Origin of the sequence: Parasporobacterium paucivorans DSM 15970, from assembly GCF_900141895.1 — a bacterium.
GTDB lineage: Bacteria > Bacillota > Clostridia > Lachnospirales > Lachnospiraceae > Parasporobacterium > Parasporobacterium paucivorans.
Window position 1 is genome coordinate 16,191 of record NZ_FQYT01000011.1, and the last position, 22,655, is coordinate 38,845.

The window sequence follows — 22,655 nt, forward strand, 5'->3', positions numbered from 1 at the left end:
AACACAATTTGAATGCACAAAAAAAGACACTGCCGCCTGCCCGTCATGGGCCAGGCGGCAGTGCCTCTTATTATGCCGTTCTTTTTTTTAATTTATTCCGTTTGTAAATCCAGAATACCGCTGCCGCAACAGCCAGAAGCGCCGACAAAAGCTGTGACACTGGCAGGTTGATAACCGGAGCAATCAGCTGATCCGTCCGGAGGCCTTCAATCCAAAACCTGCCCAGAGCGTACCCGAACACATACCAGGTGAATATTTCGCCGTCATACTTCTGGAATCTCCTGAACAGGAGGATAAGAATGAATACACCGATGTTCCAGAGCGATTCATACAGAAACGTGGGATGCACCTGGATATATTCCACCCCGTTGTTTATCACGATCTTATCCCGCAGTTCCTGGGTCACCACGCCTCCGGCCTCTTCCAGCTTTATCTGCATGGCAAACAGATTATCCGTAAATCCGCCATAGGCTTCCCGGTTAAAGAAGTTGCCCCACCTGCCGATGCTCTGTCCCACGACCAGCCCCAGGCAGGCTGTGTCCACCATTTTCCAGAAAGAGGCTTTTTTTATTCTCGCAAATACATAACAGGTAATGACCGCTGCGATGATGCCTCCGTATATCGCCAGGCCGCCTCCCCTCAGGTTGAGTATTTCCAACGGATTAGCCGCATAATATTTCCACTCAAAAATCACATAATATAACCTGGCTCCGATTATACTGAAGATGACCATATATATGGCAAAATCCAGGTAAAGATTCGGATCCTGTCCGGTCTTTCTGGCAAAAATCACCGCGACCCCTATCCCGACGATCATGGCCAGAGCAATAATCATTCCATAGTAAGCAATCTCAAATCCGAACAGATTCAGGCTTTTCCCCAAATTCCGGATTACGATCCCCAAATTGATAAAATTAATACTTATATCATTGGTCATAGTTATGCCTCCTGTTGTTCAATCAGTTAATTCTACATAATCCGTCCTTAAAAATCAAATACTATCTCTTTTATTTATTCTCATTCTATGCTACACTATCTTGTGCAAAAAGAAAACAAAAAGAAAAATAGAATTGAGGATATATAGATGAAACTTGGAATAGTCGGTTTACCGAACGTTGGTAAAAGTACTTTATTTAACTCATTGACAAAGGCCGGTGCAGAATCGGCCAATTACCCATTCTGCACCATTGATCCCAACGTGGGCGTCGTCCCCGTACCGGACAAAAGGCTGAGCCAGCTTGCTGCCATATATAATTCTGAAAAGATACTGCCTGCCGTTATCGAGTTTGTGGATATTGCAGGTCTGGTCAAAGGTGCCTCCAAAGGAGAAGGGCTGGGAAATCAGTTTCTCTCCAACATCCGGGAAGTGGATGCCATCGTCCATGTGGTCCGATGCTTCGAAGACGTGAATGTTGTCCATGTAGACGGAAGCGTAGACCCGATAAGGGACATCGAAACCATCAACCTGGAGCTTATTTTTTCCGATATTGATATTCTGGAGCGCAGGATTTCCAGAACTTCCAAAAGCGCCAACAACGATAAAACCGCGGCCAAAGAAAACAACCTCCTTAAACGGGTAAAGGAACATCTGGAGAACGGAAATCTTGCCAAAACCTTCGAAACCGAGGACGAGGAAGAAACAGCGCTGCTCCGCTCCTGTAATCTTCTGACCGACAAACCGGTTATATTTGCAGCCAATGTTTCGGAGGAGGATATACTCCAGGAAAATGATTATGTCAAAACAGTCCGTGATTACGCTTCCCAGAACGGCAGCGAGGTTTTCGTCATCTGCGCGAAAATCGAAGCGGAAATCTCCGAACTGGATGATGACGAAAAATCCATGTTTTTAGAAGATCTCGGCATGGAAGAATCCGGTCTGGACAAGCTGATACGGGCCAGCTACCACATACTGGGCCTGATCAGCTACCTGACTGCAGGTCCCAAAGAGACCAGGGCCTGGACCATCACGCAGGGGACCAAGGCTCCCGGAGCTGCCGGCAAAATCCACAGCGATTTTGAACGTGGATTTATCCGTGCTGAAGTAGTGAATTTCCAGAATCTGCTGGACTGCGGCTCGTATGCAGCAGCCAAGGAAAAAGGTCTTGTTGGTGTAGAAGGAAAAGACTATGTAGTAAAAGACGGCGACGTAATCCTATTCCGCTTTAACGTTTAGTCTGCGCAGATGCCTTTATCCTCCGGATAATAAAGACGTATATTCCGTAAAGCATAAAGCTTATGATGCCAAACTGGAGAACCTTCCAGTATAAATAGCTGGTTAATGATACGATGTCAAAAAGAAAACCGAGGGCTGTCAGGGCCACGATGGCACCCGCAGCCAGTACAGCCAGAAGTACTCCCCGCATCGGTCTCAGAGGAGAACTGATATAAAACAGCATGATCAGGGATGCAATGGCTGCACTGATTGTACACATGGTTCCCGTCTGCGCGTGGGTGGCTTCCGCGTAATGACACACCGTCAAGGCAGCCAGCACATTGGCCGCCACCAGAATTCCACCAGGCACTGCCAGTTTAAAAACATTTCGCAGGAAATGCTTTTTTACTCTGGCAGTGTTTTTTTCTAACGCCAGGAAAAAGGACGGGACTCCTATAGTCAGTGTGCCAATAAGCGTCATCTGGATTGGTTCAAAGGGATACTTCAGGCTGGCAAATACGAAAAAAACAGCCAGTATGGCCGAGTACATTGTCTTAATAAGGTACAGGGATGCCGACCTCTGCAGATTGTTTATTGATCGCCTTCCTTCCTCCACAATCAGTGGCATGGAGGAAAAATTGGAATCCAGCAGTACAAGCTGGGAAGTGTTTCTGGCGGCATCACTTCCGCTCTGCATAGCGATACTGCAGTCCGCTTCCTTCAGGGCGAGCACGTCATTCACCCCATCTCCGGTCATGGCAACCGTATATCCTGCATCCTTCAAGGCCCTGACCAGCTCAAACTTCTGCTGGGGGCTTACCCTGCCGTACACTGTATAGAGAAGAGCAGCCGCCGCAGTCTCTTCCGTGGTCTGCAGAGTGGAGGCGTCAATATACTGTTCCCACCCCTTCACTCCCGCTCTTTTTGCCACATGGGATACGGTCAACGGATTATCACCCGAAATTATCTTTATGGTGACTCCCTGGTGTTCAAAATAATCCAGGGTTTCTTTTACATCCTTTTTGAGCGTATCCGTGAGCAGGAGAACTGCCACCGGACGGATGCCAATGGGAAGACACCTGTTTTCCGGAAAATTATCGGATCTGGCAAAAAGAAGGACGCGGTACCCCTCATCCAGAAATTCCCCGATCCCGTCAATCTGCTCCCCGGGAAGGACGTATTCCGGAGCTCCCAGGATAAGGCTTCCAAGCTCCTTATACGATGCAAGGCTCCACTTGTTGTAGGAGGAGAAAGGTATGACTTCCGCCAGCTCCAAAGCTGACCTGCCAGGATACCTTGCCTTGATAGCCTGAAACGTCGGATTCGCATCTTCCAGGCCATTGATATATGCACTGATGAAATATGCCAGCTCTTCGGGACTGCTGCCGTCCAGGGAAACCACATCCTCCAGCTCCAGGGTTCCCTCCGTAATGGTTCCGGTCTTGTCCAGACAGAGCATATCCACTCTGGCAAGAATTTCGGTACAGTACAGATCCTGGGCAAGGGTATTGTGACCCGCCAGCCTGACTGCGCTGATTTCCAACACAATGGTGGTCAGCAGGATGAACCCACTTGGAATCATACTGGCAATTGCCGCTACGACGCTGACAACTGCCGTCCTTGTTTCCTGCCCTATCATGAACAGCTGTTTATAAGCCAGGATAAGGGCCACAGGTATAAGGATGACGGTGATGATCTTTATCATCCTTCTGGTGGACAGCATGATCTCCGAATTCGGCTTTTTAATGTATTTGGCCGCCTGGGTGATCTTAATGGCATAATTGTCTTTTCCCAGATGGATTACGGAAGCTTTTACATTTCCGGAAATTATGAAGCTGCCGGAAAGGAGCTCTTCGCCTTCTGTCTTGTAGACGGGGATGCTCTCTCCTGTGAGGAGGCTTTCATCTACCTCACAGCTGCCCTCCACAATTATGCAGTCTGCCACAATCTGATTGCCGGCATTGAGCAGCATTATATCATCCATTACGATCTCATGCATTTCCAGATCCATATCTCTTCCATCCCTGAGAACCTTCACCCTGGGGATTGAGAGAATGGAAAGCTTATCAATTACTCTTTTGGCTTTTACACCCTGAAAGATCCCAATGAAGGCGTTCCAGAGGACCACACCGAAAAAGAGGGCGTTTTTGTAGGAATGCACCCAGAAAATACAGACAACCAAAACAGCGTTGATTAAATTAAATAAAGTAAACAGGTTGTCCGCAATAATCCGTTTTATGGACTTTGTCCTTATCTCGGATTCCTCATTCACCAGACCTCTGCGTTGTCTGTCCCTGACTTCCTCTGTAGAAAGTCCCGTCACAGGCCTTTTCCCCTCGTCCATTCATATCACCCGCCTTATACCTATATATTAGTGGATTTCCAATACATTGTCCATATATTGTTGTCCTCGGAAGGTAAAGAAGAAGGGCCCGTTTCCGGCCCTTCTTCTTCATCTTATCCTCTCAGCTCGATTCCCAAAGCTTTCAGGTCTTCTATTATTTTTTCCATAATCCCGGAAATTTCCTTATCCTCCAGGGTCCTGTCCTGCGCCCTGAATATGGCAGAATACGCTACAGATTTGTAATTTTCCTTGATCTGGGATCCTTCGTATATGTCGAAGAGCTTACAGCTTTCCAGAAGTTTTCCGCCCCTCTTCTCAATCACTTCTTCAATACGGCTGACAAAGATTTCTTTCGGCACTACCATGCTGAGATCCCTGGTAACGGCCGGGTATTTTGCCACACCGGAATATTTTCTGTCGAAGCTTGCCCTGTCGTAGATTTCCGGCATATCCAGCACAGCCACATAGGTTCTTTCCTTTATGCCGTAATTATCTGCGACCTCCGGATGCACTTCTCCCAGATATCCTATAACTGCTCCATCATACTGTACCAGAGCCTGTTTTCTGGGATGCAGGAAGGTCTTTCCGGCCTCTGGATTATACACAGTCTTCTTATTCATGCCCAGCCTCTCCAGAAGCTCCTCCACAAAGCCCTTCAGGTCGAAGAAGTCGCCTTTGCCGTACATACCCAGGGTAAGCTGCATTCTTTCCTGTGGCAGCTCCGTTACCGGAATTTGTTTTGGAAGATAAATATTCCCAAGCTCATACAGTCTGACATCCTTGTTCCTCTGGTTATAATTGGTCGCAAGGGAAGAGAGTATTCCATTTAAAGATATGGTCCTCATGATGCTGTAATCTTCTCCAAGCGGATTAGTAATCACAACCGGACGGCGCAGGTCTGAATCCTGTGGAATCACGAGTTTATCGAATACTTTCGGGCTTTCAAAGGAATAGCACATTCCCTGGCTGAACCCACAGTACTCAGCTACGTTCCGGGTGATTCCCTCGATGCGCAGCTTGCGGGAAAGCCTTCCCACGGTGGTCTCCCCTCCCGGAAGGGTAGTTGGGATGTTATCATACCCATAGAATCTGGCAACCTCTTCTGCGATATCTGCCATACACTCCAGGTCCTGCCGGAAGGAAGGAACCAGGATTTCCTGGACGGTGCTGTCATATCCCAGGTCGATGCGTGTCAGATAGGAAAGCATCTTCTCTGTGCTGATTTCTGTACCCAAAAGGGCATTGATCTTCGCCGGATCAAAGGGGATCCTTGTATTTTTGGGCATGCTGTTATCCACATCCAGCATGCCGCCCACTACTTCTCCCGCGCCCAGTTCTTCAATCAGCTGACATGCCCTGTCCAGTGCCGCCGGACAATTCTGCGGATCCAGACCCTTTTCAAATTTTCCGGAAGCGTCGGTCCGAAGTCCCAGCCTCTTGCCGGAACGTCGCACGTTGGTCCCGTCAAAACAGGCAGATTCAAAAAGAATCGTACTGACATCATCGCGGATTTTTGAGTTTTCACCACCCATGATTCCGGCGATGCCTACAGCTTTTTCTCCGTCACAGATCATAAGCATTTCATCATCCAGATTCCTCAGGGTCCCATCCAGAGTCTGGAAGGTTTCCCCGTTCTGTGCCCTTTTTACTATAATCCGGTTGCCGGCCAGAGTCTCCAGATCATAAGCATGCATGGGCTGTCCATATTCTTCCATGACATAATTCGTTATGTCCACGATGTTGTTGATTGGCCGGATGCCTGCTGCTGCCAGCCTTCTCTGCATCCATACAGGGGAAGGTCCTATTTTAATGTTTTTGACCATCCTTGCACAGAATCTTGGGCATAATTCCCCGTCCAGCACTTCCACGGAAACATAATCCCTGACATTCTCTGCATTCCCCTTCGTCTCTACGACTGGAGGGATGAATTCCTTACCAAAGGTCGCGGCAGCTTCCCGGGCAATTCCCAGCACACCGAAGCAGTCGACCCGGTTTGAAGTCACTTCGTATTCAAAGACGGAGTCCCTGAGTCCCAGCAGTGCAAGAGCGTCCTCCCCCACCTTCGTATCATCTCCCAGAATATAGATTCCATCCTCCGGTGCATCCGGGTACATCTCTTTTGTGGAGCCCAGCTCCTCAATGGAACAGAGCATCCCGGAGGATTCCACTCCTCTGAGTTTGCCTTTTTTGATCTTTATGCCTCCAGTCACCGTGTTTCCGTCATGTCCTCCGGCAACCCGGCCTCCCACAAGCACGACTGGTACCTTCTGTCCTTCCTTGACGTTCCGGGCTCCTGTTACTATCTGAATGGTTTCTCCACCGATGTCCACCTGACAGACTACCAGTTTATCTGCATCCGGATGTCTCTCAATTTTAATCAGCTGTCCTACTACTATTTTATCCAGGTCCGCATCCAGGGCCGTATATCCCTCCACTTTGGTGCCAGACAGGGTCATTGCGTCCATATATTCCTGATTCGTAACAGACAGATCCGGGACATATGCTTTTATCCATGATAAAGGTGTTTTCATTTCCTTCTTCCTCCTTAATTAAAACTGTCTCAGGAACCTGATGTCATTTTCGTACAACAGTCTCATATCGTCTATTTCATACTTCAGCAGAGCTATTCTCTCCAGCCCCACTCCAAAGGCAAATCCAGAATATACTTCAGGATCAATGCCGCTCATTCTGAGTACATTGGGGTGCACCATTCCACAGCCAAGGATTTCAATCCAGCCTTCGCCCTTACACATCCTGCAGCCTTTACCCCCGCACTTAAAGCAGGTCACATCCACCTCAGCGCTGGGCTCTGTGAACTGGAAGTGATGGGGGCGGAATTTGACTTTTGTGTCTTCTCCGAAAAGCTCCTTGGCAAAAAGTTCCAGGGTGCCTTTCAAATCTGCAAAGGTGACATTCTTATCAATTACAAGCCCTTCGATCTGATGGAAGGAAGGCGAATGGGTCGCGTCCACTTCGTCCGAGCGGAATACCCGGCCCGGTGCGATCATGCGGATTGGGAGATTTCCCTCTTCCATAACACGTACCTGCACAGGAGATGTCTGGGTACGCAGAACTATATCCTTGTTTATGTAGAAGGTATCCTGCTCGTCCTTAGCCGGATGGTCGGCAGGTATATTCAGGGCTTCGAAGTTATAGTAATCAAATTCAATTTCCGGGCCTTCCACTACCTCATAGCCCATTCCAACAAAGATTCTTTCGACTTCTTCCAAGGCTATGGTGTTAGGATGGCTGTGGCCGGTCTGATTTCTGCGTCCAGGAAGCGTCACATCGATGATTTCCGACTGGAGTCGTTCTTCCCTCTGCTCTTTGAGTTTTCTGCTTATTACCTCTTCCAGTCTTGTCTCTATCTCCACTCTGGCATCATTTACCAGCTGCCCTACCTTCGGACGGTCCTCCTGCGGAACATCCTTCATGCTCTTCAGTACTTCCGTAAGCTTTCCTTTTTTTCCAAGAAAAGCCACCTTGATTTCATTCAGTTTTTCCGAATTCTCTGCGTTGATGATCTGGGAAATGGCTTCTTCCCTGATTGCTTTCAATAATTCTTTCATTGATATCCTCCCGACATTTCTTCTCTTATGACGTAAAAAAACTCCGCCCCCAGCAAGGGACGAAGTGAAATTTCCGCGGTACCACCCAAATTCCTGTAAAAGTACAGGCTCTCATTTCTGCTTAACGCGCAGCATCGCCGGTCCCTACTGGACGTTTCAGGATCGGAGCTCCCGTGCGAAATTCAATGTTTATCTTAACCAAAGGCACCTCTCAGCTTATAAATGCCTCTCTCTGATGGTATATAAACACCTACTGGACACGCTCACAGCTTTTACTTATAAATTGCTTTGTATTCTATCACATTAATAATTTTGTGTCAATATTCCCTCATTGTTACCACGAATAATTAGTGCTATAATCTATTCACGGAAGGGAAAGAGGTGAAAGAATGTTTGAAAGATTTTATAAACTCGTGAGAAATTCAATTCGGAAATTCACTGTGGAAGGCATCAGCACATATGCTTCCCAGGCTTCCTTTTTTATTATCCTCTCCATATTTCCTTTCATACTGATATTGCTCACATTAATAAAGTACACTCCAATCGATGAATTCTTTCTCCTGTCACAGGCACTGAAGATAATGCCTGCGCCTCTGGATCCCCTGATTGAAACCATCATCAGGGAACTATATGAATCGACCGCCGGCAGCACTCTTCTTCCTGTCAGTGCCCTCCTGGCTTTGTGGTCTTCTTCCAAAGGACTCCTGGCCATGATACGCGGCATGAATTCCATATACCGGATCTCCGACCGGCGTAATTTTTTTCTCCTGAGGCTCGTCGCCACCTTATACACGGTTGTATTTCTGGCCGCTATCCTTGTCACTTTAGTCCTTCTGGTTTTTGGCCGGTCCATTTATGACTATATTGGGAACAACCTGGTTCTCTTGCACGAATTCATCCAAATAGTCCTGGAACAAAGGTCCATCATTTCTTTCTGCATACTTGTCTTCTTATTTTTGATTGTTTATAAATTCATGCCCGCCAAACACCATGCCTTTTTCGTCCTTCTGCCCGGATCCCTATTCTCGGCCTTTGGCTGGATGGCTGCTTCCTATTTCTTTTCCGTCTATCTTGAACATTTTCCATATCTCGCCTACACATATGGAAGCCTTACGACGTTTATCCTTTTAATGCTCTGGATATACGCCGACATGTACATATTGTTTCTGGGTGCCCAGCTCAATATATCCCTGAACCGCCGGATGGAAATTCTGTCCAACCTGAAAAGGGATCGGAGAACCGCCGCGAAACAAAAGCAATAAAAAAACAACGGAGCCGTAAAGCTTTCGTTGTTTTTTTATTCCCAAAATGCCGACTCCCGGATTTTGATTCCTAGCTGAGCTAGGTGGGCAACCGCACATAACCTTTTGCCTTCCGCCAGGCGGCATGACAGCCAGTTACGAATAATAGGAATCCCTTGAAAATGTTGTAGGTTCAAAATAACGGGATATCGAGCATTCCAGGAAGTACTGTTTCTATACTCACATTATACTTCACTTATTTAGATTTATCAACGACTTTAGGGACGACGTCCCCGTCTTTTTTATATATGGAATCCGCTGCGATTACTCCTCTTACCATGGAAACTGGGTATACATTGGTGTTCCTTCCAATAACCGTTCCTGGGTTTAAGACTGTGTTGCACCCAACTTCCACATGGTCTCCCAGAATGGCACCGAACTTTTTCAGACCGGTTTCAATGCTTGCTCCTCCGACCTTTACTGTTACATTGCTTTTATCGGATTTCACATTGGAAGTGATGGCGCCGGCACCCATATGGGCTTTGTATCCAAGAATGGAATCCCCCACATAATTGTAGTGCGGAACCTGGACACCATTGAAAAGAATGACATTTTTGAGTTCCGTGGAGTTGCCCACTACAGCGTTTTCTCCTACGATTGCATTTCCCCTGATAAAGGCACAGTGCCTTACGGATGCCCCTTTTCCAATGATGGCAGGACCGGCTATGTATGCCGACGGAAAAACCTCTGCGCTTTTTGCAATCCAGATATTTTCTCCAATCCGGTCATATTCATCCGGAGACAGGGTTTTGCCCAGCTCAAGGATATAATCTCCTATTTTCCTCAAGGCTTCCCAGGGATATTTTAGCCCTGCAAATATATTTCCTGCTATGGTTTCGTCCAGATCCAACAGGCTTTCGATTTCAAGCATTTTTCTTCCTCTTCCTATTCCACCGTTACCGATTTTGCCAGATTTCTAGGTTTATCTACATCCCTGCCCTTGAGGACGGCTGTATAATATGCCAGAAGCTGGATGGGAATGGAGGTAAGCATCGGCGCCAGGAAATCCTCGCAGTCCGGAAGCCGGATCATGTAGTCTGCAACATTAGAGGCAACCTGCGCCTTTTCCTTGCAGAGCATGACTACCATGGCACCCCTTGCCTTTACTTCCAGGACATTGCTGATTGTCTTTTCCAGCAGATCCTCCTGGGTTGCAATCGCAATGACAGGCATGCCCTCCGTGATCAGGGATATAGTACCATGCTTCAGCTCTCCGGCAGCATAAGATTCTGAATGGATGTAGGAGATTTCCTTCAGCTTGAGGGATCCTTCCATGCTTGTGGCGTAATCCAGACCTCTTCCAATGTATAAAAGGCTGTCCGCATTCATGAGTTTGGAAGCAATATACTGGTACTGTTCCTTATCTTCCAAAAGAGCAGTGATCTCATCCGGAATTTCCTGGAATTTCCGGACATATTCCCTGCACTGGTCTGCATCGATCACTCCCCGTACGTATGCCAGCTGGAAGGCCAGCATATACATTATCGTCAGCTGTACCGAATAGGCTTTGGTGGAGGCCACGGAAATCTCAGGACCGGCATGGGTGTAAATAACATAATCCGATTCCCTGGCTATGGAAGAGCCAATTACATTTACGACGGACAGGGTATCGGCTCCCAGCTTTTTGGACAGCTTGAGTGCTGCCAGTGTGTCGGCAGTTTCACCGGACTGGGAAATCAGAATCACCAGATCCCCTTCGCCAATGAGGGGGCTTCGATAACGGAATTCTGAGGCGATATCCACGGTCACCTCTACCCTTGCCAGCTTTTCAATAAGATATTTGCCTACAAGGCCGGCGTGCATTGCGGTTCCGCAGGCAACCATGTAAATCCGTTTGTATTTCCCAAGCATCTCTGCCGTAATCCCAGATTCGGAAAAATCCGGAATTCCGTCCTTGAAACGCCCAGCAATGGTTTTAGCGATTGCCACCGGCTGCTCATGGATCTCCTTCAGCATGAAATGTTCATAGCCGCCCTTTTCGGCAGCGTCCACATCCCAGGTGGCGGTATGCAGCTCTTTGCTCACTGCCTCCTTACGGATGTCAAATATCCGGATCGACCCCATCTTGATTTCAGCTATTTCATCGCTTTCAATCAGGTAATAGTCTCTTGTGTATTTCAGTATGGCAGGAACGTCGGATGCGATAAAGTTTTCATTCTCTCCCACACCGATAATCAGGGGGCTGTCTTTTCTGACAGCGAAAATTCTGTCTGGAAAGTCTTTGAAAACCATACCCAGAGCATAGGATCCCCTGATCAGCCCCAGCACCTTAATAATGGTATCTTCCGGACTGCCTTCGTAATAATAATCCAGGAGCTTTGCCACCGTTTCCGTATCTGTCTCGCTTTCGAAAACGTATCCTTTATGCAGAAGGAATTCCTTGATTTCCCTGTAGTTTTCTATAATTCCATTATGTACGATTTCAATTTTACCATTTCCATGGGGATGGGAATTGACATCGGAGGGTTCCCCGTGGGTTGCCCATCTGGTATGCCCGATTCCGCAGTGGCCCTGGGGTGTTCCGCCCTTCTCCAGTTTGTCTCTGAGCATCTGCAGATTTCCTTTAGCCTTGACGACAGATATTCCGCCATTTTCATGCACGGCAATGCCGGCCGAATCATATCCCCGGTATTCAAGCTTTGAAAGTGCATCCATCAGGACCTGCGCACAGTCCCTGTTTCCGATATATCCAACTATTCCGCACATATTAATGTTTCCTCTCTATTTGTAATTATTCGATATTTCATGAAATTTTGCTACAAGCAATCGCTGGTTGTTCACCGTCTTGACGGCATTCACCCTGCGTCCCACAAAATCCTGGAGCTTCACCATGTACTCGGCAGATGTTATCTCCCCATCAGCCACGTAATTCAGGCCCTTTTCCCAGCTTGCGGTAAGGTCCGGGTTCAGCAGGGATTTTATGGAAGCATTCACCACATCATATACCATCTCTCCCAGGAGGGCGGGGGATATAATCTGGGTCTTCTTATTCAGGGAAAGATATTTTATGGTTTCCAGTTTTTTTAAAATTTCCGCTCTGGTGGCACTGGTCCCGATTCCGCTTCCCTTTATCTGTTCACGCAGCTGTTCATCCTCAATCAGCTGTCCGGCATTCTCCATGGCCAGTATGATAGAACCTGAAGTATACCGCTTGGGAGGGGAGGTTTCCCCCTCCTTGATCCATATGTCGTTAACCGGTAGTTTATCACCTTTTTTTATATTTTTCAATACCTGGAACTTATCGGTCGTTTCCTCATTATCGGCAGATCCGGCCACTTTCAGGTATCCTTCTGACACCAGAATCTTTGTACCCAGAACAAACATTTCCCGGTGCTCCTGCGTTGTTATCATAAAGCTGATCGTCAGCTTTTTGTATACGGCAGGCGGATAAAATATGCTCAGGAACCGTCTTGCTATGAGTTCATACACCCTGGCCGCCTCCGGCTTCAGTCCGCGCAGCCCGCCCAGACCCTGTCCGGTAGGGATAATGGCATAGTGATCCGTTATTTTGCTGTCATTTACATAGCGGGATTTCGCGATGGATTTGTGGAGGCCCTTACTGAGGATCTCCGCCGCTTCCGGATATATTTCCTTCAGCCCGCTGATGTTTTTTTCGATTTCTTTTACTACCGCTGTGGAAAGGACCCTGGCATCCGTCCTGGGATAGGTCACCAGCTTCTTTTCATACAGCAGCTGGGTAATTTTCAGGGTTTCATCCGGACTTATCTTGAAAAGTCTGGAGCAGTCATTCTGCAGCTCTGCCAGATTGAAGAGCAGGGGCGGATTTTTGTTTTCCTTCTTGTTTTCGACCTTTTCCACCACTGCGGTGTTATCGCTCATTTCCCGGATTCGTTCCAGAAGCTCCTGTGCTTTGTTCCGGTTCGAAAAGCCATTGTCCTTATAAAGATACGGAGATTCGTTATAATAAGACTCTTCCTGCACCTTCCATTCAGTTTCCAGCATATCCGATCCGGATTCCAGCTGTGCCAGCACCCGGTAAAAAGGCTTTTTGACAAAGTCCCGGATTTCCCTTTCCCGTCTGACGACCATTCCCAGCACGCAGGTCATTACCCTTCCGACAGATACCACACAATAGCGGCTTCCCAGGAAATCCGCCAGTTCCCTCCCGTATTTCAGAGTCAGGACCCGGGAAAAATTTATTCCCATCAGGTAATCCTCCTTGGCACGCAGGTAGGCGGAGGCGGCCAGATTGTCATATTCCGTAAGATCTCTGGCCTCCCGGATCCCTTTCAGGATTTCTTCCTCTGTCTGCGAGTCGATCCATACTCTCTTTCGGTCTTTTCCTTTTACCCCTGCCAGCTGTTCAACCAGACGATAAATATATTCTCCTTCCCGTCCGGAGTCTGTGCACACAAAAATAGTTTCCACATCCTCCCGGTTCAGGAGCCTCTTCACTGTTTCGAACTGTTTTTGGACTCCGGGGATGATTTCATATCTGTATTCCTCCGGCATGAAGGGTAGGGTGGCAAGATCCCATTTCTTCAGCCTGCTGTCATATTTTTCCGGATAGCTCATGGTCACCAGGTGTCCGACACACCAGGTCAGGATAAATTCTTCTGATTCCATAAATCCATCTTTTTTGGAGGCATTGACACGAAGTGCCTTTGCAAATTCGGTGGCAACGCTGGGTTTTTCGGCAATAAATAATGTTTTCTTCATTCTGTCCTGGATTCCTTATCTGGCCTGCTCATCGAGGGTAAGGCTGTATGCCGGAATAAAGTTCTCGATGAAGAAGTCAGCCTCTTTTATATTCATTTCCTTTATTTTATCCATGGTTGATTTCAGGGCACTGTCGAAATCCGAATTTCCCATGCCTTTTTCTTCCACGCATTTTATTAATGCGGAAATTTTATCTGCGGCTTTGACAAGCACCCATAGCTCGGCCTCTTGCGGATCCTTCTTCAGGATGCTTTCATAATGCCCCCGCATTTCTTCCGGAATGGAATCCAGGAGCTCGCCGACGGCAACCCCCTCCACGCTTTTGTAGGCGTCCTGAATATCCCTGGAAAAATATTTGACCGGGGTAGGCATGTCTCCGGTGATGATTTCGGATGCATCATGGAAAAGAGCCAGCACTGCGACTCTGTCTGAATCCAGCTTTTTACCAAAATATGTATTCCCTATCACAGCCAGGGCGTGGGCAATGATGCTCACATCCAGACTGTGTTCGGCTATATTTTCAGAAATGGTATTCCTCATGAGCCCCCATCTGTTAATGTACTTCATTCTCGACAGCATGGCGTAAAAGTTGTTGGTCTTCTTTGTATTCATTACGTTTCTCCATTTCCTGATTCCTGTTTAACGCTACGATTATATCATTTTTGCGTTTACTATGCAATTGCATAAGGAAGCGCCGGGCAATTGCTGCCCGGCGCTTGGATGCTTTATAGTATTTTCAGCGCTTTCCGGTTCACAGAGAACAATGTTCAAGTTTCCGGTTCGGCACCGGATCTCATCGATAAACGCTTTTTCGTCGGCGTCCTTTTGCAGAGTTACCTGGTAATTCATGTCTTCAGGACTTCATTTCCCAATCTATCATCACCTTAGTCGTTTGCTAAAATCAGTCTGTAAACCCAATGTGATAGATTCTTGATGGCATTCAGTTCTTATCCGAAATAATCTCCAGTTCAAACCAGAAGGTACTACCTTCATTTATTACGCTATCGACTCCATAGCCAGCCTTATGCATCTGCAGGATGTTCTTCACTATGGAAAGGCCCAGTCCCGTTCCCATAACGGAACGTTTGTGGGACTTATCGATTTTATAATATCTTTCCCACACATTATCCAGTTCTTCTTCAGGAATGCCGATACCTGTATCCGACACTTCGATCCTGACCCGGCCATCCCTGACAACCTGTCTAACCAGAACCTTTTTGTCGTCTCCGGTATAATTGATGGCATTGTTTATCAGGTTATAGATTACCTGGTACAGCTTTTGCTCATCGGCTTCCACACTTACGTTATCTTCGTATTGGAATTCGATCTTGTACCCGTCCTGCTGAATGAGCCTGGCATATCTTTCAATCACGGATTTTATGCTTTCCGTAAGGTCAAATCTGGTCATATACGGCCGGGAAACGCCTGCCTGGATTTTAGACAGGTCCAGAAGATCATTTACCAGACCGCCGAGTCTTTTGGCTTCATCGATTACAACCTGCAGGTTTTCGGGATTGTTCTCTCCCGGCAGATCCTTCATCATTTCCGAATATGCCGTAATCATGGTCAGAGGCGTGCGCAGATCATGGGAAACGTTGGCAATCAGCTCTCTTTGAAGAGCTTCCGTCTTGGAAAGTTCCTGTGCCGTCTTGTTCAAGGTTTCTGAGAGCTCCGCAATTTCCTTGTAGTCGTTGGCGTTGAATTTTACGTCAAAGTTTCCCGCACCCAATTCCTTAGCGGAAGAATTGACTTTAATGATGGATTTTGATACCCGTCTGGATATGAGCAGAGCAATGACCAGGGATAAGAGCACCAGTATCACCGATATATAAATAAGCTGGATTCGAAGCGTATGCGTGGTTGCTCCTACCGGAGTGATTACTGCATTCACAAGGATGGTGTATGCTGTGCCGTCTTTGGCGATTACATTTTTTACCAGGATTACACTGTCCGCTTCCGTCTTCTCCGGCATATTGGCAATGCCCTCAAAGCGGTCTCCAACCCGGTTTGAAATCAGTTTGGAGGTGTCGCTGACATTGACCGTCATCGTTCCGTCATGACCTGCGGCATCCAGTATCAGAACCCTGATCTGCTGGGGCGTCAGTTTATGTATGACACAATCAAAGGTAGCCTCATTGGAGTATTGCATGTATCCCAGGGAATCGGCAACCAAAATACACATGTCGTATGTCCGGGAAATCGTCTGCACGGCTCCCCCCAGATCGTCCTCATCAATAACGCTTACGACATTATCCATCGCGCTGTTCAGCTCCCTGGTTTTAATCGTGCGGTAAAATACATCCAGGTAAACCGTCTGGAAAAGCCACAGAAGAACCAGGAGCAGGGTCGTAAAGCTCAGAAGATAGGCGAATATCTTCCATTTAATACTTATCTTTCTATGCTTCAAATCGATATCCTACTCCTCTCAAGGTCACCAGGAATTTACGATACTCACCCAGACTGTTCCTTAGCAGCTTTATGTGAGTATCCAATGTACGGTCATCTCCATAGTAATCATACCCCCACACGTCCCTGATCAGATTCTCTCTGGTCAGGGCAATCCCCTTGTTTTTGGCCAGATAAAAAATCAGGTCAAACTCTTTCGGTGTCATGCTAATATTTATGCCGTCAACGGTGACCGTCCTGCTTGTAAAGTCGATTTCCAGACCCTCTTTGACAAGGATTTCATGGCCGTTCTTATCCAGGGCACTCTTATTGTTTCGGCTGATCACAACATTTATTCTCATCATCACTTCTTTAGGTGAAAAAGGCTTGACTACGTAGTCATCTATCCCCAGCTCAAAACCATGAATTTTATCATACTCTTCCCCACGGGCTGACAGCATGATGACAGGGATATGCTTCGTCTTGAATATTTCCTTGCATGCAGAAAATCCATCCAGCTCCGGCATCATGACATCCATTATGATGACATCAAAATCAGCATCACGGCATATCATAACTGCTTCCATGCCATTGGCTGCCTCCGTCACTTCATATCCATCAAATTCTGCATATTTTCGGACAATCTTACGGATGTTTTCTTCATCATCCACAACTAATACTCTATACATGGCATCCTCCTTATTCTATTTACATTATAATTGGAATGTGATATCCATATGATTATTTTCTGAATATTAATCTTCGGTGCCCGGATGCTTCTTCATGAATACCTGGATGGCAACCATGATGGCAGCGCCGACCAGGAATGCCACTGCACAGCCGATGCGGGAAGACGAAGACGCCGGAATGCCCGGATAGATGCCCCCCAGGGATCCGATCACAAATCCAAGGATTGTCAGATAGGTCGGATTCGGATGGTTTTTCATCAGGTATTCCAAAAGTTTGGTAGTCAGCAGCACGCCGAGAATAACTCCGATAGCCAACGGAAGGAGGAATCCGATATCAATGCTTTTGATAGCTTCCAGCGTTTCATTATATACGCCCAGGGCAAGCAGCAAATAGGAAGTGGATATTCCCGGAAGAATAAGTGCTACGGCTATTATGATCCCAGCTATAAGGATAACCAGTACACGGATGACGGAAGAACCATCAAGAGAAACAAGCTGTCCACCCTTCCCGTGCGTCATCACCAGAGCCACTGCCAGGCCCGCCACAAAAAACAGAACGTGGTATATCCTAAATTCTTTTCTCTCCAGTTTATTCAGGATTGCATACAGACCCGTCACGACAATCCCCAAAAACAGGAACGAGGTGACATACGGATATGCCTTCAGAACATAGAGCATGGCATTGGAAAAAAGCACCAGACCTATAATTCCCCCAATGGCAAGCTGGATAAGCATTTTAATATGGACAAGCCTCCTGCTGATCAATTCGCTTATGGATTCAATCGCTTTGTCGTATACTCCCAGAACAATCATCATCGTTCCTCCGGATACTCCTGGGACCAGTAAGGATATTGCTGTCATAATTCCTTTCAGTATATTGATCATCGTATTTTCCTCTCCCATTAAATATACGCAGCACAAAGAAGCTTTGAGCTGCGTAATGTTTTATAATCCTAAAAATTTTTTAATCTCATTTTCCATCTGCTCCGGTTCACATACTGTTTCATGACGGACAGGCGCATCTTTCAATTCTTCAATAGCCTTTGGTACCTTTATACCGCCACGGCTGCTCAGTTCTTCAACCAGCTCTTCTTCCGAAAGGGCATCGTATTTGGGGTCAATGGCATTCATTACGCTCCTGGCAAACTTAAAGGGGCTCGCCGTGGAAACGATGACGGTTTTTGTACTGTCTCCGCTTTCCTGCACATATTTTTCGTAAACAGATGCTGCCACCGCTGTATGTGTATCAATGATATATTTATGCTTTTGCTCCAGGGAACGGATTACCTCGGCTGTTTCTTCCTCGGAAGAATAATTCGCATAGAATTCTTCCAGCTGTTCTCTCATTTTATCGGTAATTTCATATTTCCCGGTTTCGGCCAAAGATTTCATAAACTCCGCATTTTTTCGGCTGTCATATCCGGCGATTTCATAAATCAGCCGCTCCAGGTTGCTGGATATCAGGATATCCATGGAAGGCGATGTGGTCAGGATGAAGTCCCTGTTTTTGTCATATTCGCCTGTAGAGAAGAAGTCATACAGCACTTTATTTTCATTGGAAGCGCAGATCAGTTTGTTGATTGGCAGCCCCATCCTTTTTGCATAGTATGCAGCAAGGATATTTCCGAAGTTGCCGGTAGGTACTACAAAGTTGATTTTCTCGTCCTTTGCGATTTCACCCTTTGCAAACAGCTGGGCGTAAGCATACACGTAGTACACGATCTGCGGAACCAGCCTCCCGATGTTGATGGAGTTGGCAGAAGAGAACTGGAATCCGGCTCCAAGCATTTCTTTTTCAAGTTCCTTATTTCCGAATATTTCTTTCACGCCGCTCTGGGCCTGGTCAAAATTGCCTTTGATTCCCACAACAAATGTATTGTCGCCTTTCTGGGTAACCATCTGTTTTTCCTGGGCGGGACTTACGCCCCCTTCCGGATAAAAAACGATGATCCGTGTTCCTTTTACATCCGCAAACCCTGCCATGGCTGCCTTGCCCGTATCACCGGAGGTGGCCGTCAGGATTACGATTTCATTCTGTATATTATTCTTCCTTGCCGATGTGATCATCAGGTGCGGAAGTATCGATAAGGCCATGTCCTTAAATGCAATGGTGGATCCGTGGAACAGCTCCAAAAAATAAGCGTCTGCCTTTTTCACCAGAGGAGCAATCTCCTCGGAGTCGAATTTTTCATCGTAGGCCTTGTTGATGCATTCCAACAGTTCCTCATCCGTAAAATCTGTCAGAAACTCTTTCATGACATTAAATGCCACTTCTCTGTATGACATTCTGGATAATTCTTCCACTGGCGTTTTTAACAAAGGGATTGTATCCGGAACATACAGCCCGCCGTCAGGGGCAAGTCCTTTTAAGATGGCCTCCGATGCGGTCACTGTTTCCGTGTTGTTTCTTGTGCTTCTATACAATAATTGCATGCCTTTCCCTCTTTCTGAATCAAATAATTTATTGCAAGGATTATAACATACCTTAACTGCTTGCACAACTCAAAAAGCATTTACATGTAGAAGTAGTGCCCGCTGTATTCATACAGGAACGTCAGACATGTATTGAACCAGCTGTCCGCAGATGTCTGCACCGCAAAAAACAGGGCTCCTTTGGCATAATCTTCCCCTGCCAGGGCCCGGTCCACGCAGGCTCTGGTAGAATCCGAAACCTCGATGGTTCCAAAACTCTGCTTATTTGTAGGCTGGAACTGGGGAATTCCATTGCTCCTTTCATATATGACTTCTGTGATGGAATTAGGAAACTTCTCACTTCTGACGCGGTTGAGGACTACATTGGCAACCATAATTCTGCCAATCTCATCTTCTCCTCCGGCCTCCGCCTGGACGATTCTGCAAAGCGCATCGTAATCCTGGGCTGAAACTTCTATTCCTATCACATTTGTCTCTGTGACGGCAGCGACTGCAGTTGTTTCTTCAATCGCTGCCCCGGTATTATCTATTTCAGTTGTCTCCGCCACGGGTGTCACCACCGCTGGCAAATTCGGATTACTGTTCGCTGCTTCCTCAGTCTCTAACTCCTCAGTCCCGGTTTCTGACACGATATTACTCGATGCCATGGCTTTACTTTTGCCTGCACCTCCAAAATCGTTGGATGCAAGTGCTATAATGGCTACAATAACCATCCCGGCCGTGATAATAGCATAATTCCTGTGCATCTTCTTGGATACTGATTTGATGAATCCGAAGATTCTACTGAAAAACGAACGTAAGTTTAACATATTTTTTTTCCTCTTTCTCCGCATTAAGCAACCAGATGAGCCGGTGCGTCTAATACTTCCCTTTCATTATAATTTCCAAAGCAAAACTGTCAATAAGTCTCGGAGAATTTTAGAAGTTTTTAGGTATATTTAAGTATTATTACGTTTCATCTTAGTTATTATTTGCCGTTAAAAGCTTATTTTCAGTATAAATAATTATGCAATTCGCCACTTGTATTTTTTGAATTCCCTACTCGATATATTTAGAATTTTTTTCATTTTTTTCGGCATTCAGGTATTTTCTGTTAGTTATGTAAACCAAATTAAAAATTCAACCCTTTTTCAGGCACAAAAAAAGCTCTCCGAACAGACCTGAATTCGTCCGGAAAGCTTCTATAAAAATGTCAGATATTCTATTTTGAATTAATATAATTGATGAGCCCTTCTGCTGCGATTATCTTCTGCATGAATTCAGGAAAAGCCTGCCCCTTATACTCCGTTCCTTTTGTCTTGTTGTAAATCATTCCCGAGTCGAAGTCCACTTCCAGAATATCTCCATCCTGTATTTCCCTGGCAGCCTGCGGACACTCTATAATAGGAAGTCCTATATTTATGGCATTCCTATAAAAGATTCTTGCGAAGGTTTCTGCGATTACGCAGCTTATTCCTGCGACTTTTATTGCGACCGGTGCATGTTCTCTTGAGGATCCGCAGCCGAAGTTTTTCTCTGCTACTATGATATCCCCTTTTTGAACTTTTTTGACGAATTCCTTATCTATGTCTTCCATACAATGTTTTGCAAGTTCGGACGGATCCGGTGCATTCAGGTATCTTGCCGGAATGATTACATCTGTGTCAACATTGTCTCCGTATTTGAATACTCTTCCAACTGCTTTCATATTTACGCTCCAATCTGTTCTTATAATAACATAATAACACCCTACAGGCCTATTTCTTCCGGTCCTGAAAGCTTTCCGGTAACCGCACTGGCTGCAGCGACTGCAGGACTTGCCAGATACACTTCGGATTCCGTATCGCCCATTCTTCCGATAAAGTTTCTGTTCGTGGTGGCCACGGCTCTTTCGCCTTTTGCCAGGACGCCCATATGGCCTCCAAGGCATGGTCCGCAGGTCGGTGTACTTACCACAGCTCCGGCTTTGATAAAGATCTGTGTCAGTCCTTCTTCTATGCACTGCAGATAGATAAGCTGTGTTGCAGGTATCACAATTACCCTTACGCCTTTTGCAACTTTTCTACCTTCAAGGATCTTTGCCGCAACCCGCATGTCAGAGATTCTTCCATTGGTACAGGATCCGATCACGACCTGGTCGATCTTAATATCTCCCGCTTCATCGATAGTTCTGGTATTGTCCGGGAGATGGGGGAATGCCACGGTAGGTCTTAATCTGCTCAAATCTATGGTGTAAACTGCCTCATATTCCGCATCTTCATCCGCCTCAAATATCTTATATTCCTTCGTGGAGTGGTCCTTCATGTATTCGATAGTCTGCTCGTCCACAGGGAATATTCCGTTTTTTGCGCCTGCCTCTATGGCCATATTGCATATGGTGAATCGGTCATCCATGGTGAGGTTCTTGATTCCGTCGCCCGCAAATTCCATGGATTTATATAATGCTCCGTCCACACCGATCATGCCGATGATATGGAGGATGACATCTTTTCCACTCACCCATTTCGGGAGCTGATTGATGATTTCAAACTTAATGGCAGATGGAACTTTAAACCAGGCCTTGCCTGTGGCCATGCCTGCAGCCATGTCCGTACTCCCCACGCCAGTGGAAAATGCGCCCAGGGCCCCGTACGTACAGGTGTGGGAATCTGCTCCGATTATTGTATCGCCTGCAACAACAAGGCCTTTTTCCGGAAGCAGTGCATGTTCAATTCCTACCTCACCCACTTCAAAGTAATTGGTTATGTCGTTTGCATAGGCAAATTCTCTGACACACTTTGCAAGTTCGGCCGATTTTATGTCTTTGTTGGGGGTGAAATGATCCGGGACAAGGGCGATCTTATCCTTATCGAATACCCCGTTTGTATTCATTTTTTTCAGTTCATTTATGGCTACCGGGGACGTAACGTCATTGCCCAGCACAAGGTCAAGATCCGCCTCAATCAGCTGGCCAGCCATAACTTCCTCTAATCCGGCATGGGCAGCCAGGATTTTCTGCGTCATTGTCATTCCCATTTCGGAATTCCTCCTCATTCTTTCATTTATAACTGTATTGTATCTTATGGTATAGTATCACAAAAGCTGGTATAATAGAAATACATATAAAGAATATTTTGTATAACC

General features: G+C 46.5%; 17 protein-coding genes, 1 other RNA gene and 1 other annotated feature. Of the genes, 2 read left to right on the top strand and 16 right to left on the bottom strand.

What is annotated here, in order from left to right:
* Positions 1-70 precede the first annotated feature (70 nt).
* A complete protein-coding gene (gene lgt, locus BUA79_RS06145) occupies positions 71-937 on the bottom strand; it encodes a prolipoprotein diacylglyceryl transferase (RefSeq protein WP_073993491.1) in 867 nt (288 codons plus the stop codon).
* A 147-nt stretch (positions 938-1,084) separates the two neighbouring features.
* On the opposite strand from lgt, the gene ychF reads away from it, so the two are divergent.
* Positions 1,085-2,173 carry a redox-regulated ATPase YchF gene (gene ychF, locus BUA79_RS06150; RefSeq protein WP_073993492.1) on the top strand — a complete coding sequence of 363 codons (1,089 nt, stop codon included), beginning with the start codon at positions 1,085-1,087 and terminating at the stop codon, positions 2,171-2,173.
* Here ychF and BUA79_RS06155 read toward each other — a convergent pair.
* The 3 genes from BUA79_RS06155 to pheS all read right to left on the bottom strand — a co-directional run bounded on the left by BUA79_RS06155 (position 2,163) and on the right by pheS (position 8,065).
* A complete protein-coding gene (locus BUA79_RS06155; RefSeq protein WP_073993493.1) occupies positions 2,163-4,496 on the bottom strand; it encodes an HAD-IC family P-type ATPase in 2,334 nt (777 codons plus the stop codon). The two genes, ychF and BUA79_RS06155, sit on opposite strands and share 11 nt — an antisense overlap.
* A 113-nt stretch (positions 4,497-4,609) precedes the next feature.
* Positions 4,610-7,027 (bottom strand): phenylalanine--tRNA ligase subunit beta, encoded by a 2,418-nt coding sequence (pheT, locus tag BUA79_RS06160; RefSeq protein WP_073993494.1) that lies wholly within the window; start codon positions 7,025-7,027, stop codon positions 4,610-4,612.
* Positions 7,028-7,045: 18 nt separating this feature from the next.
* On the bottom strand, positions 7,046-8,065 hold the full coding sequence (pheS, locus tag BUA79_RS06165) for a phenylalanine--tRNA ligase subunit alpha (protein ID WP_073993495.1): 1,020 nt from the start codon (positions 8,063-8,065) through the stop codon (positions 7,046-7,048).
* 52 nt (positions 8,066-8,117) lie between these two features.
* Positions 8,118-8,341: a binding site (T-box leader), on the bottom strand.
* A gap of 113 nt (positions 8,342-8,454) precedes the next feature.
* On the opposite strand from pheS, the gene BUA79_RS06170 reads away from it, so the two are divergent.
* A complete protein-coding gene (locus BUA79_RS06170; protein ID WP_073993496.1) occupies positions 8,455-9,327 on the top strand; it encodes a YihY/virulence factor BrkB family protein in 873 nt (290 codons plus the stop codon).
* Positions 9,328-9,361: 34 nt separating this feature from the next.
* On the opposite strand, the gene ssrS is transcribed toward BUA79_RS06170, so the two are convergent.
* The 12 genes from ssrS to leuC all read right to left on the bottom strand — a co-directional run bounded on the left by ssrS (position 9,362) and on the right by leuC (position 22,547).
* Positions 9,362-9,534: non-coding RNA, 6S RNA (gene ssrS / locus BUA79_RS06175), on the bottom strand.
* A gap of 28 nt (positions 9,535-9,562) precedes the next feature.
* Positions 9,563-10,237 (bottom strand): acyltransferase, encoded by a 675-nt coding sequence (locus BUA79_RS06180; protein WP_073993497.1) that lies wholly within the window; start codon positions 10,235-10,237, stop codon positions 9,563-9,565.
* Positions 10,238-10,251: 14 nt separating this feature from the next.
* Positions 10,252-12,072, bottom strand: a complete 1,821-nt coding sequence (glmS, locus tag BUA79_RS06185; RefSeq protein ID WP_073993498.1) for a glutamine--fructose-6-phosphate transaminase (isomerizing) — start codon at positions 12,070-12,072, stop codon at positions 10,252-10,254.
* 15 nt (positions 12,073-12,087) lie between these two features.
* Positions 12,088-14,046 carry a DNA topoisomerase III gene (gene topB, locus BUA79_RS06190; protein ID WP_073993499.1) on the bottom strand — a complete coding sequence of 653 codons (1,959 nt, stop codon included), beginning with the start codon at positions 14,044-14,046 and terminating at the stop codon, positions 12,088-12,090.
* A 15-nt stretch (positions 14,047-14,061) separates the two neighbouring features.
* The gene (yfbR, locus tag BUA79_RS06195) at positions 14,062-14,658 is read right to left on the bottom strand and encodes a 5'-deoxynucleotidase (protein ID WP_073993500.1); all 597 of its coding nucleotides are present in this window, start codon (positions 14,656-14,658) and stop codon (positions 14,062-14,064) included.
* A 328-nt stretch (positions 14,659-14,986) separates the two neighbouring features.
* On the bottom strand, positions 14,987-16,453 hold the full coding sequence (locus BUA79_RS06205) for a sensor histidine kinase (RefSeq protein WP_073993502.1): 1,467 nt from the start codon (positions 16,451-16,453) through the stop codon (positions 14,987-14,989).
* Positions 16,443-17,120, bottom strand: a complete 678-nt coding sequence (locus BUA79_RS06210; protein WP_073993503.1) for a response regulator transcription factor — start codon at positions 17,118-17,120, stop codon at positions 16,443-16,445. Before BUA79_RS06210 ends, BUA79_RS06205 begins: the two co-directional genes overlap by 11 nt.
* Positions 17,121-17,186: 66 nt before the next feature.
* Entirely contained in the window at positions 17,187-18,005 is an 819-nt protein-coding gene (locus BUA79_RS06215) for a DUF368 domain-containing protein (RefSeq protein ID WP_073993504.1), read from the bottom strand.
* A 60-nt stretch (positions 18,006-18,065) separates the two neighbouring features.
* Positions 18,066-19,553 carry a threonine synthase gene (thrC, locus tag BUA79_RS06220; RefSeq protein WP_073993505.1) on the bottom strand — a complete coding sequence of 496 codons (1,488 nt, stop codon included), beginning with the start codon at positions 19,551-19,553 and terminating at the stop codon, positions 18,066-18,068.
* An 80-nt stretch (positions 19,554-19,633) separates the two neighbouring features.
* Positions 19,634-20,362, bottom strand: a complete 729-nt coding sequence (locus BUA79_RS06225) for a cell wall hydrolase (protein WP_073993506.1) — start codon at positions 20,360-20,362, stop codon at positions 19,634-19,636.
* Between the two features lie 392 nt (positions 20,363-20,754).
* The gene (gene leuD / locus BUA79_RS06230; protein ID WP_073993507.1) at positions 20,755-21,240 is read right to left on the bottom strand and encodes a 3-isopropylmalate dehydratase small subunit; all 486 of its coding nucleotides are present in this window, start codon (positions 21,238-21,240) and stop codon (positions 20,755-20,757) included.
* Between the two features lie 41 nt (positions 21,241-21,281).
* Positions 21,282-22,547, bottom strand: a complete 1,266-nt coding sequence (gene leuC / locus BUA79_RS06235; protein WP_073993508.1) for a 3-isopropylmalate dehydratase large subunit — start codon at positions 22,545-22,547, stop codon at positions 21,282-21,284.
* Positions 22,548-22,655: the final 108 nt, after the last annotated feature.